10 protein-coding genes are annotated in these 11,929 nt (G+C 62.6%); 6 read left to right on the top strand and 4 right to left on the bottom strand.

From position 1 onward, the window contains the following. The first annotated feature begins 3 nt into the window (after positions 1–3). The 4 genes from BJ998_RS04340 (at position 4) to BJ998_RS04355 (ending at position 3,783) form a co-directional block, all read left to right on the top strand. Entirely contained in the window at positions 4–321 is a 318-nt protein-coding gene (locus tag BJ998_RS04340; RefSeq protein WP_312889923.1) for a WhiB family transcriptional regulator, read from the top strand. After that, positions 318–650 carry a hypothetical protein gene (locus BJ998_RS04345; RefSeq protein WP_184858684.1) on the top strand — a complete coding sequence of 111 codons (333 nt, stop codon included), beginning with the start codon at positions 318–320 and terminating at the stop codon, positions 648–650. The genes BJ998_RS04340 and BJ998_RS04345 overlap by 4 nt, the downstream gene beginning before the upstream one ends. Then, positions 647–1,381 (top strand): hypothetical protein, encoded by a 735-nt coding sequence (locus BJ998_RS04350; RefSeq protein ID WP_246488515.1) that lies wholly within the window; start codon positions 647–649, stop codon positions 1,379–1,381. Before BJ998_RS04345 ends, BJ998_RS04350 begins: the two co-directional genes overlap by 4 nt. A 128-nt stretch (positions 1,382–1,509) precedes the next feature. Then, complete coding sequence (locus BJ998_RS04355) at positions 1,510–3,783, top strand: FtsK/SpoIIIE domain-containing protein (protein WP_184858686.1); 2,274 nt, start codon at positions 1,510–1,512, stop codon at positions 3,781–3,783. A gap of 950 nt (positions 3,784–4,733) precedes the next feature. Here the strand turns inward: BJ998_RS04355 and BJ998_RS04360 are convergent. After that, positions 4,734–5,825, bottom strand: a complete 1,092-nt coding sequence (locus tag BJ998_RS04360; RefSeq protein WP_184860234.1) for an IS701 family transposase — start codon at positions 5,823–5,825, stop codon at positions 4,734–4,736. A gap of 227 nt (positions 5,826–6,052) precedes the next feature. Continuing rightward, complete coding sequence (locus BJ998_RS04365; protein ID WP_246488516.1) at positions 6,053–6,511, bottom strand: hypothetical protein; 459 nt, start codon at positions 6,509–6,511, stop codon at positions 6,053–6,055. An 880-nt stretch (positions 6,512–7,391) separates the two neighbouring features. Here BJ998_RS04365 and BJ998_RS49500 point away from each other — a divergent pair. Both BJ998_RS49500 and BJ998_RS04370 read left to right on the top strand, forming a co-directional pair. Then, complete coding sequence (locus BJ998_RS49500; RefSeq protein ID WP_376775840.1) at positions 7,392–7,811, top strand: DUF6941 family protein; 420 nt, start codon at positions 7,392–7,394, stop codon at positions 7,809–7,811. Between the two features lie 31 nt (positions 7,812–7,842). Further along, the gene (locus tag BJ998_RS04370) at positions 7,843–8,313 is read left to right on the top strand and encodes a hypothetical protein (RefSeq protein WP_184858688.1); all 471 of its coding nucleotides are present in this window, start codon (positions 7,843–7,845) and stop codon (positions 8,311–8,313) included. 989 nt (positions 8,314–9,302) lie between these two features. Here BJ998_RS04370 and BJ998_RS04375 read toward each other — a convergent pair. Together BJ998_RS04375 and BJ998_RS04380 are read right to left on the bottom strand one after the other, a co-directional pair. Beyond that, positions 9,303–10,769 carry a recombinase family protein gene (locus tag BJ998_RS04375; RefSeq protein WP_184858690.1) on the bottom strand — a complete coding sequence of 489 codons (1,467 nt, stop codon included), beginning with the start codon at positions 10,767–10,769 and terminating at the stop codon, positions 9,303–9,305. Beyond that, complete coding sequence (locus BJ998_RS04380; protein ID WP_184858692.1) at positions 10,744–11,910, bottom strand: intein-containing protein; 1,167 nt, start codon at positions 11,908–11,910, stop codon at positions 10,744–10,746. The genes BJ998_RS04375 and BJ998_RS04380 overlap by 26 nt, the downstream gene beginning before the upstream one ends. Positions 11,911–11,929: the final 19 nt, after the last annotated feature.

An 11,929-nucleotide genomic window follows, 5' to 3' on the forward strand; every position in this document is an offset into this window, starting at 1 on the left:
GTCGTGGTCGCCTGGCAGCTTGACCGGCTGCGCTGGGTGCCCGATGACGTGCTCAGCAACATCGTGCGTGACGCCGGTACCTGCATGTTCCCGACCACCGAGGACGAGCCGACCGGGAACGACGACTACGTGACCGATCGACAGTTGGCCGCACGGCTGTGCGCCGGCTGCCCAGCCCAGGACGAATGCCTAGAGCTGGAGCTACGAACCGCAGGCGAACACACGGTGGGCGTGTGGGGCGGTTTGACGGACGACGACCGGCGGGCGCTGCACTGGCACTGGCGTCAGCGGGGCGAGCGTGCCGAGGGAGGTTCCCAATGACGCTCAGTCTGACGCCCGTCGAGATCATGGCGGGTCTTGGAGTCCTCCTGGCCCTGGGTTTCGTCTGGCGTGCGGGTGCGCGGCGGGCGAAGGCTGCCGCCGAGGCCGCGCGGACCGGTGCACGGCTGATGTCGCTGGCCGGGCGGGTGCTGTTCACCGCCGCACTCATCGTCGCCGTGCAATGGCTGGTGCTCACCCATGAGCCGGGCGTGTGGCTGACGCTGGGTGTCCTCGGGGTTCCGGCGCTGTTCGCGTCCCACACCCTGACTCGCGCGTTGACCATCACCACGCACGACGTGCCGCGTCGCCGGGGTGGTGAGCGCCGATGACCAGAAACGAGACGAGTGGGCAGCTGCGGCCGTCCACCCGGCCCGTCGGGGCCGAACCGGTCGACCACGTCGCCACCCAGGTGGACCGGCTGTGCTGGACCGGCATCCTGCTCGGGCTGGCGTTCACGATGACCAACGTTCAGCAGTTCGCCGCGAACGGTGCCCCTCTGTGGTCGCTGTCCTGGTGGTCGGCGTGGCTGTTGGACCCCATGGTGTCGCTGGTGTTGTTGGCGATTTTGCGGGCCGAGCAGGTCACCGCCCGCTACCGGGTGCGAACCGGTGGATGGGTGCGGGCGGCGAAGTGGTTCACGCTCGCGGCCACCTACGTCATGAACACCTGGCAGGCGTTCACGGCCGGATCACCCGCGTTGGTGGTGCTGCACTCGGTGCCGCCGCTGGTCGTGTTCGTCGCGGCTGAGGCGGTCACCGATCTGCGGGAGAAGTTGGGCCAGGCGGTCACGGCGGCGTTCATGAACACGGCTGGGTTCATGAACACGGCGTCCAAGCCTGCGAGTGACTCCGACGAGCCTGCGCCGCCGACTCGGCGGACGTCCTTCACCGATTACCTGGCCATGGCGCGTGGTGCTCGCACGCCGGAGGTGGTCGTGACCCCAGCGTGGGTGCGGCAGGTCACCGGCTGCTCGCGGGGGCTGTCGTCCCGGTTGGCCGCTGCGCTGCGCGCGGACGATTCCGTGACGGATTTCGTGACAGGAACGGAGGTGGGTTCATGAACACCTCCGGTGAGCGGGAAAACCCCGCCGTGACCAGCGCCGGTCACGAAACTGGGCACGGCAGGACCGGCCCGGACGGTTCCGCTGCGTCGTCTGTGAACGGTCATGTCAACGGCGGGGCCGCCACGATGGAACGGAAGGTGTTCGACGCGGAGTTCGCCGAGGACCGGTCCCACACCACCACCGTGTTGAGTCCACATCAGAGGGTCCGCGCGGGCGTGGCTGCCGGGGTACTGGCCGGGCTGGTCGGATTCGTGGGGCGGTTGGTCGCCCGGTACGCGCGGCGGGTGTGGGACTCACCGACCAGTCAGCGCGTGCGTGCGGTAACCGCCTATCGCGCCCGGAAGGCACCGACCGACGTGGCACGGCTGGTGTGGTTCGTGCTGCGGGGCAACTGGCGGTGGCTAGTCAAGTTCTGGAGTTGGGCCACCTATGCCGACCTTCGCGCCGATGCCCGGCGCGCTCGGCTGGCCGGCGATGCCCAAACTAGGCGGACCGCTCAGGAATTGATCCGGTCGGATGCCACCGCGCGATGGGCCAAGGCCGGAATCGTGGTGCGACGGTTAGTGATCACGGCCCGGATCATCGGCCCGGTAGCCGTGCTGCTGTGGGCGGTTAACTCCTGGATGGTTCGCGCGGCGATGTGGCCGTGGCTGGCCGGACTATATGCGGCACTGGACACGGCGTGGTCGATGCTGGTCGTGGTCGCGCCGGCTGTGCTGTCTGCGTTGCCCGTGGTGTGGGTGGTCGCGGCGGCGTTCGAGGGTCGGGACAAGACCCCTGGCGCCGGCTGGCTTGTCCGACCGGACCGGGATGACGCCGATTCGTGGATCGATGAGCGTATGATCTCCAAAGCGTTGGCGCACTTGGGAATCAGTCCGCTCGATCGGTTCTACAAGGACGGTGGCGAGCTGGTCTACACCGTCGCGGCCCGTAAAGACGGTGACGGCACCTTCGCGCAGATCAGGTTGCCGATGGGTGTCACCGCGGACATGGTGGCCGCGCGTCGGTCCAAGCTGGCCGCGAACCTGGGGCGTGCGTCGCTGGAAACCTGGCCCACCAAGGGAGACGAGGACGGAATCCTTGACCTGTGGGTCGCCGACAAGGGCGTTCTGCGGGGCGGAGCGGGCGAGTGGCCCTTGGTCCATGATGGACAGGTCGACCTGTTCGAGGGTGTCCCGTTCGGGCTGTCGCAACGCGGTCTGGTCATCAACGCCCCGTTGATCGGCGTCAACTGGCTGATCGGCGGCAGGCCCGGACAAGGAAAGTCGGCCGCGCTGCGGACTCTATTGCTGGGCGCGGCACTGGACCCCACGGCGGAGTTGTGGGTGTTCGTGATGGGCCAGTCACCCGACTTCGACCCGTTCGCCCCGCGTCTTGCCCGCTACCACATGGGCATGGACGACAGCGTCGCCGAAGCGGCCACGCGAGCACTGGAGGACCTTCTGTCCGAGATGGAGCGACGCGGCAAGGTGCTCGGTGAGCAGCCGGGCCGACCGCCCAAGGTGTCCCGCAAGCTCGCCGACCGGCGCGCGCTCGGGCTGCATCCGTTGGTGTGCGGGATCGATGAGTGTCACGAGTTGTTCCAACACCCCCGGTTGGGCAAGAAGGCGGCGGAGTTGGCCGTTCGGTTGATCAAGCGGGGCCGCAAGTACGGCATCGTGTTGTTGCTGGCGACTCAGTCACCCACCAAGGACAGCATCCCGCGTGAGGTCACCCGCAACATCTCGTGTGGTGTCGCGTTCTCCGTGGCCGATCAGGTCGCCAACGACGGCCTGTTGGGGTCTGGCAAGTACGCGGCCGGCATCCGCGCGACCGAGCTCCGCATCAACACCGACAGGGGAACGTGCGTCGCGGTCGGCATCACCGATGAGACCTTCGAGTTGGTGCGCACGTTCTACGTGCCGTTGGAGGACGGGGCCGACGAGGTGAGTCCAGTCATCGCCCGCGCGATGGCGTTGATCGATGACGCGGGCCGCACGATCGCATCCAGCGCACGACTGGAGATCGGACCGGCCGCACCGGCAGAGGTGGACGAGTTGGCCGATCTCGCCGCTGTGGTGGGCCGTGAGGATCGGGTACGGACACAGCAGGTGTTGGCCAGGCTGGTGGAGCACAACCCCGACCACTACAGCGGGTGGAGCTTCGCCGCGCTGGCTTCGATGCTCGCCGATCACGGCATCACCGCGCGCAAGTCCCACGGCGTGATGACCGTGCACGCTGCCGACGTCACGGCCGCGCTCGCACGCCGTGACACCGCCGAGACGCACGGGGACGCGGCCGGGGAGCAGTCGGGGACGCGGGGAGTTCTCCCCACCACCTCCCCCGCCGAAACTCCCCGCGCTGACCAGGGCAAACATGACTCGGGGAGGTGGGGAGATGCTGACCAGGGCACCCGCTGAACCGCCGGAGACGCGGGTACTCGCGACCACGTGCGGCTCTCTCCCTGGTTCCCCGCCGACGGGCAGAGGGGCGGTGATCCCCTTTGACCGACTACCCCGCCAATGATCCACAACCGAGGACAAGGCGGCATCCACGGAAGGGCAGTGACCATGATCGTCAACACCACGGGGCACCACGCGACGGACACACAACGCCGGGCAACGGCGACCGCTGCCCGGATGGCACCCCGCCCGCCTCAGCGGACGGCAGTCGGGACAGCAGCGGGAAGCAGGCGCAGACCGACCGCACCCGACCTGACCGACAGGGCACCCCCGTAGGACGACTGAAACGGGCCGTGGGCCGCTCAACACCGCCTGCGTCGGCCGATGCTGCATCCGACCGCGCTACGGGTACCACAGGACGCGGCAGGCACCGTGTCAGCCGACAGCGGCCGACATCCACGCCAGAAGAATTGGCACAGCAACAACTGACGACCGCGCTTCCCCAGTCACCACAGACCGCCGACCCGACGCAGTACCAGGCAAACAGCAATGATCAGGAAGCAGAAGGCGCGGGAATCAACCCGGTGTCGGACAAGTACGGAAATCGGGAGGTCCGCACCCTCCCACCCATGACCCCGGAGGAAATAGATTGGACTGACAGATTTCTAGCCAAATTGGAAGCTAGAGGATTCTTTGACGAAACCAAGTCCAGAGACATCCGAGCGATATTCGAGTAAAGCAAACACCCCTTGACCATTCAGATCAGGGGGTGTTTTTCTCGACTTCTACACTCTAATACTACAGCCGCAGGCTGTGATGTTTGCGGTGTTGCCGCTGGTAGTGGCATCGCCGGGCGTGGGTCTGATGAAGTCGCCGCCAGTCCGACCATCGATCAGTGTGCGCTCGGGGGTGCGTCGGTCGCGTCAGGATGGCCCACAAACGTCTGATCTCGTTGCACGACAACGGGATCAAACACTCGTGGCCGGCTGTGACGCCCCCTTTGCGTCGCGGTCGCGTTCAGCGGACGCGGTCACGGCCAGGAACGCGGCGGCCAGCATCGACAGCGTGACATGTCGGTACCACGCCTGATACTTGCGGACCTGGTAGTGGTCCAAGCCGGTCTCGTTCTTGGCGAACTGGAAGGTTTCCTCGACACCCCAACGACTGCCGGCGACCCGGACAAGTTCTGCCAACGGCACGGGACGGCGGGTGTGGCAGATGTAGTACGCCAACTCGTCCGGCTTGCTGATCGACCGGCGCACCACGAGAAGGTGCTCGTCCGCGCCCGGGTCCAGCAGCAGCCAGTCATACAGCCGGCGCCCCTTGCTGCCCTCACCGGCCGACAGGCGTTGCCAGCCCTTGCGCGGTGCGCTGCGAGCCAACGCATCCGCCCGCACAGCGCCTTTCGGGGTGGTGAAGCGCTGATCGCAGGAAACGGCCATGACGTAGTCGATGTCGTTGTCTTCTAGCCAGGTTCGCAGGCCGGGATTGTCGCCGTATGCCTCGTCCGCGGTGAACCAGTCGATGTCCCTTCCCGCCTCCAGCAGGCGAGCCAGCATGTGTTGGGCCAGCACGGGCTTGGTCGCGAACTCCACATCCTCGTCGATCCCGGCCTCCGCGCAGCGCTCGCGGTCGTCGGTCCAGGACGCGGGCAGGTAGAGCTCGCGGTCGATCAACGCCCGCCCCCGGGCCGACACGTAGGTCAAGAACACGCCGAGTTGGCAGTTCTCGATCCGACCGGCGGTGCCGGAGTACTGCCGTTGGACACCGGCGGATTTGGTGCCTTTCTTGAGGAATCCGGTCTCGTCGGCGACCACGACCCCGGTGGGATCAGTGATCTGGTCCAGCACGTAGTCCCGCAGGTCGTCTCGGACCGCGTCGGCGTCCCAGCGGTAGAAGTTCAGCAGGCGCTGCATGCCGTCAGGGGCCAGGTCACCGGCCTGCTCGGCGATCGTCCAGGAGTTCTTGCGCTCGGCGCCCGACAGCAAGCCCAGCAGGTACATCCTGGCCCGGTGGCGTGAGTCTGCCTGTGCGAACCGGCCTGCGACCAGCGCGAACATGTCCTCGAACCCTGCCCGCCACCGCGCCAGGCGATCGTCCGCGTTCGTCTCCGGTAGGGCCGTGAGGTCCTGCTCCATGTCCGGCACACCCAAGTCGATCACGCATCGGCGGTCTCCGTGAACACGACACGCCGACAAGTATCACACCGTGCGGCTGTAGTACTAATCGCTCAATGCAGACCGCTCCGACAGTGTCGAACTGTAGACATAATTGACGCCGTCAATATTCATGCGCTTCCCGGTTTCTCACCTGAGGCCATCGCCTTCAACTGCTCCGCCAGGAACGGTGTCACAAACGTCTTGACCACATCTTTTTCAGTGGGACACTGATCCAAGTTGGGGCAAACTAGGGGTATCAGCACACGCAACGCGTTCGTCAAGTGGGCAATGGGGGTGTGGCCTAGCGCGATCTTCAATCCGAGTCCGGCACCAGCGCCCAGCACGTTCGCCATGCACCTCGGCATGCCCAACGCTATCAGACCGTCTCGTGTCGGCTTCTGAATTTGCGCAGCGTAGGTTCCGGGATCCACGCCTTTAGCAAGACCATTGAGACGTAGGCACAGCCAGTGGCCACGCCGTCGACCACGATGCCAGATCGGCACGTGATCAAGCAGACGCCCAGCCAATCCGGAATAAAACCCATCTCGATTGAATATATAGGTCAACACCTCGTTATTGACGTCCAAGCGGCTCGACGCGAGCGATCGCTTTGCCTGTTCCCGACTTACTTGGCGCTGCGACAGGCGTCCATGGGGCTGCGGCGATCCACTCGAACGTTGTGGCGATACCGCCATAAACGATTTCCCGACAGGTTGCGGCTGACGATGTCGTTTGACTCGGGTTGTTTGAAGGGTCGGCACGGGCGGTACATAAATCGTTGACCGACGAGTCCTACCGCACTCCCGACCGGCCCGAGAACCGTACTTATGACGCCCGCCGCAGCTTGAGCAGTCATACTGATTCCTCGGCGTTGCACGCCTTCGAGCTGCCACCATGACCAGATGTCTTACTGCATCAGAGCATCCTCAACTGTGTCATACGACACATTCACCCGTTTGATCTTGACCGCTCCGAAGCTGACTGCGGCATCAGACGCTTCCACAGTGGCCCAACTGCGGTGCATCGACAGGTGCACACGGGCTTGACGCGTGCTCACAGGCGCTGGTCGGCAAAGTTTCGGCACCATAGGCGCAGCACGCGTCAGTCTCCAGCGACGACGTGTCTCACTGGCCAGCTTCGTTCTTCACCTCACTTGGGGACGAGTCAACCCACACCTGACAGGTTCGAGGTCTGGTTTGCCGTTGTCTCGCAACGACTTCCACCACACTTCACAGCCTGCAACGTTCGCAAACGAGAACGTCCACTACAGACGGTCAACGACGGTCGTCTGCCATCGTTTGATGGGGGAAAAGTATGGAGATGATCTTGACTACCCCTAAGGTGTCCACCAGCTCGACAAGCAAGCGACGATAACAGTACAGCATCTATATGACATGCGCACGTAACACCTGGTCTACTAAATCGATTTTCCACGCAACGACGGACTCCCCACACAAGGAACAGTCGATGGATCTTACAATTCTCTTAGCCGATGCCGCTCAAGTGAGCCACGACCAGAAGGTCAGCGCACTCGGGCTCGGCTGGACAGCTACGCAAGCACCACTTCCACCTCACGCTGTCGTAGTCTTTTTCGAAATCGACTGGAACGAGACAAACCAAAGAGTTCACACCAAGATCATCCTCGTCAATGCGGACGGACATCCCGTTAGACAGCAGACCGAAACAGGCGAGCAAGAGATATTCGCCGAGGGCGAAATGGAATTTGGCCGACCGCCAGGACTACCAGCCGGTACACCTATTACATTTCCAATCACGTTTGGCATCGCGCCAGGAATCCAACTACCCTCCGGACGCTATGAATGGCGAGCATCCGTCGACGGCCACGAGAAGACACACTGGCGTCGAGCATTTCTCGTAATGTCGTAGTTTGCCCACGCTGTGAACACAAGGGGGATCTGTGGCCGACTTCGTTACACCGCTCCTAGCTGCCCTAGGTACGATCATCGCAGCACTTGGGGGACCAACAGTCGCTGGCGCACTACAGAACCGGCGCGACGGAAGGCTGCGAGCATCGTTTACCAGCAACAAAGAGTTACTCAAGGAGCTCGACGAAAAACCTTCACTACTGAACGAATCACAGAAACAAGATCTTCAGGCGCTAGTGAACGAGCAAGCCGCCGCTCTCGTTTCTCGCGAGCGAGCACGACTTAACAAGCGTCGCGAATGGTCCAACTTAGGTGTAGTTATATTTCTACTTTGCACTTTCGGCTGGATCCCGGTCTGGATGTGGTTTATCCAAACATGGTGGTCATGGATCATTTTCGGCCTGGTTGGAATATTCCTTGCGGCCTGCACGATAACAGGGACAATTCAAACCTTTCGACCATCAGAATCCTCCAGAAAACGGAAGTCAACAGTGAACGAGTAGTGGGTGCTCAGGCATTACTACACCGCAAGGGAGGGGCTTCGCGCCATCCCGGAGACCGGCCGCGCGGCGAGCGCTGCGTTGACTCTGTTCGGCGGCGCAGGCCGCCGGCCTGCTGCTTCTTCGATCGCGACCTACAGGGTAACGCAACAGGTCGATTCAGCGACCTACGTTCTGCTACTGCTCCGACGAATAAGGATGACCATATGAGGAACATCTCTTCAGCAGTCGCAGTCAGTGTGCTCGCGCTATCACTTTCAGCATGTGCCACGACGTCGCAAATGGATGCCCATCGGACGGCCACGATACATGGCGTGGTTGCTCTAACTGACAGTCATGGCGGCGCGTGGCTCACTCAGAACAGCGTAACGGATGGAGCATCCTGCGCAGTGACACAGGACTTAATACCCGGATTTAACGGCGGAACCCGAGCATTCCCTGGTGATGCGCAAGTGGTGGTAAAGAATCAATCCGACACTACTTTGGGAGCAGTCGCCCTAGACTCACCTAAATCCGGAATCGTACGCCACGCGCCGCAGTCAAACACAAGATATTACTGTGAGTTCTCCTGGCAAATCATAGTTCCAGCAGCCAACCTGTATTCGATTGAATTTCCTGGGGCAACAACACAGCGATTCGAAGCGAACTCTGTTCCGCCCGTGGTTAGGCTTAGCATAGGAAATGGAGCTGGGTTCACACCTCAAGGTGTTGGTTAGCGTTGGCTGTTCGTCAGACACCCACGGTCCCCGCCGCCGAGTTGTCGCCGCCGAGGACTGACCGTTATTCCTCACCGCGGCTTGCGGGGTGGCCGGAGGCCGAGGCCCCGACGAGCCGCCGAGCGGCCCCCTCAAGGGGGCCGCCTTGATCCAGTGAAGAAGGTGTGAATACAGCAAGCGTCCGCGCGATTGTCGTGGTTCGACCAATGCTTGACGCGGCCAGACGGAGCAGCAGCGCCGTTAAGCGCGAAATTCAAGGTTTGTACGGTCTACGCATTATTCGGGAAAGACTAGCTGATCAGGGTGGAATCTCACGCCCTGTCCGACTGCTTTGACACCAACGACTGGAAAGAACCTACGAATAGTGTCTCGCTGCTTGCCGATGTCCTTAGACTTGAGGAAGGACTCAGCATCGTCTAGAGGCAACGGTTGAGGCTTAGCTTTTTGCTCTTTCCTTAGTGTATCAATCTTCTTCTGAGCATCCTGCCGAATATCCGCCAGAGTAGCTATGTCAATACGGTCATCCTTGAAAGCCTGCACCGCATCGTCAATCTTTCCCTGTTGCCGAGCTATCTCACTTCCGGTTGTGTCTACCACCTTCTCAACCACAACGGGTAGACGCTTGATTGCCTTGTAGGTCAACTGGATGAAGAACTTCTCTAGCGCGTCGGCATTCCTGGAGACACTTCCACAACCGCCGCGCGGTTTTTGGCATCGATAGACGTAATGACGCTTCTTAGTTCCGTCCTTGTGCTTCTTGCCGTACTTGTGGCCGTACGCCATCTTCGTGGCACATTCAGCGCATACAAGGATGCCCGTCAGCAGATGCTTGGGCGCTTTCTCCGTTGCCCACGACTTGTTTTTCGACAGAATCTCTACTACCTCATAGTGCTCATCTTCCGTAAAGATCCTTGGCCAACTCCCCCTGGCGACAACTTCACCCTTGGGAATAACCCTTCCCTCAACCTCGATGTCTCGTGTAAATACGCGCAATGCGGCATAGGCAGGGTTGCGCAACAACCTACTCAAGTCGGTAACAAAGTAAGGCTTGCCATTTGGCTTCACGACGCCTTGTTCACGCATTTCATTACAGATGCTCGACAGCGACCGTCCGGCAACAACCTTCTTGCGCGCACGCCGCAACATCTTAGCCTCTTCCCAGTCGATAGCTTCATAGCCAAGCGTGTAGCCAATCCGCTTTACTCGACTAGCAGGAGCCTTACCCTGAATGGCTCGAAGTTCCTTCCGGGCTCGTTGCCTATGGCCGGTGATCTTAGACTCGGAGCGGCTCAACACAGCGATGATGCCGGTAGTTACATCGTCTTTGATCTCCCGGCCGGACGAATCGAAAGTGCGAACCTTCGACAGGTCAGTAATTACGTGGTACTCCTCAAGAACCGAGGACTCCCTACGACTGAGCCTATCCTGATCCCGCACGATAACGAAGCGTCCAGACAACTCGCCAGACATGATGTCTGACATGAGCTTGTTGTAGCCCGGACGCTCAATATCCTTGGAACCCGACTTATCGTCGTCGTAATAGACGCCATCGGTTCCCACCGAGGCATCAAGACGCAGTCCCGAACTTCTCGCGTATTGCACGCATCGGAGGACCTGGGTAGCGAAGTCGTCACCGATGGACTTGCGGAAGTAGAACACGCAAGGTTGGCGCGACATGTCGCCATCGATCAGGTAGGCCCTGTCCTCCGACAGGGCCTCAGGGAAGATGTCCTCTGTCCTCATCGGACGAGCGTTTGTCCTGGTCATCTCGACTCCCATCCCACCGACACGGTACCGCGCCAGGTGTGCGTGTCGAGAGTGAACACGAACAGTTGTGGCTCACCACGCCGTCGGCGACGAAGTCGCCGGTGCCGGTGGTGATGTCGTAGAGGTGCCGGGTGTCCAGGCGTTCGATCTTCGTCACGGTCAGGTTCGCACCGGGCGCGAGTTCGCCGTCGAGAGCCAGCCGGCCGGCCGTCGCCGGGTCCACGGTCTGCCGGAACCGCAGCCGCTCGGCCAGGTCCGCGGTCAGCACGACGGCCCGGCGGTCCTCGGTGACGTGGTGGTCGAAGTCGAGTTCCTTCAACGCCAGGCAGATCGCGTCCAGCAGCCGGGCGTCCCGGGTGAAGATCCGCGGCACGCCGTCGCGAACGCTGCCGCGGGCGTCGAAGATGCCGGCCAGCAGGCCCTTGTGCCAGTCGAGGCCGGGCGCGAGCGGCAGTTCGTCCGGCACCGCCGAGGTGCCGAGCTCGGACAGGTAGCGCTCGGTGCGGTCGATGCCCTCGGCGCCGGCCAGCGCGACCCGGAAGCCGTGCGTGCCACCGCCCTGCACCATGCCGCAGAGGTAACCCCGTTGGTAGTTCTCGGTTTCCTCCGGCGGTAAGGCGAACTTCCCGGTGCCGACCAGTTCCGTGCCGACCGTCAGATGTGGACGCATGGTGCCGGTGACGTGCCGCCAGCCGTCCGCGGCGAGGAAGCGGTGGTCGCCGCTGGCCACCATCTCCGTGCCGTCGTCCAGGGTGATCCGGTAGGCGCGCTTGGTGGTCCGCCAGTGCGCCAGCACCTTCGTGCGGACGTAGCGGCGCTCCCCGCCGACCGCCTGAGTGCCGACGATGTCGTCGCCGACCTCCAGTCGTGCCAACGGCTTCGTGCTGCCGTCGGCCAACAGGATCGGCGTCTGCCCGTCCAGGCAGTAGACGCACGCGTGCGTGCAGCCGCGATAGGGGTTGACGGTCCAGCTGAACGGCATCGGCGAGCCGCCGGGCACCCGGTTGAGCACGGTCCTGGCCCGCACCTCGTGGAAGACCACGCCGGCGAACTCCGGCGAGCGCACCGACCTGATCAGGCCGGACAGTCCCAGCAGGGCAGGTTCGTCACGGTCCACCCGTTGCTCGTCCCATCGC

The organism is Kutzneria kofuensis (assembly GCF_014203355.1).
Classification (GTDB): Bacteria; Actinomycetota; Actinomycetes; order Mycobacteriales; family Pseudonocardiaceae; genus Kutzneria; species Kutzneria kofuensis.

Bases quoted from the DNA above. Each gene is read 5' to 3' on its own strand.
- BJ998_RS04355 (WP_184858686.1), top strand. From the start codon at position 1,510: ATGGAACGGAAGGTGTTCGACGCGGAGTTCGCCGAGGACCGGTCCCAC.
- BJ998_RS04345 (WP_184858684.1), top strand. From the start codon at position 318: ATGACGCTCAGTCTGACGCCCGTCGAGATCATGGCGGGTCTTGGAGTC.
- BJ998_RS04375 (WP_184858690.1), bottom strand. From the start codon at position 10,769: ATGAGGACAGAGGACATCTTCCCTGAGGCCCTGTCGGAGGACAGGGCC.
- BJ998_RS49500 (WP_376775840.1), top strand. From the start codon at position 7,392: ATGGATCTTACAATTCTCTTAGCCGATGCCGCTCAAGTGAGCCACGAC.
- BJ998_RS04360 (WP_184860234.1), bottom strand. From the start codon at position 5,825: ATGTTCGCGCTGGTCGCAGGCCGGTTCGCACAGGCAGACTCACGCCAC.
- BJ998_RS04350 (WP_246488515.1), top strand. From the start codon at position 647: ATGACCAGAAACGAGACGAGTGGGCAGCTGCGGCCGTCCACCCGGCCC.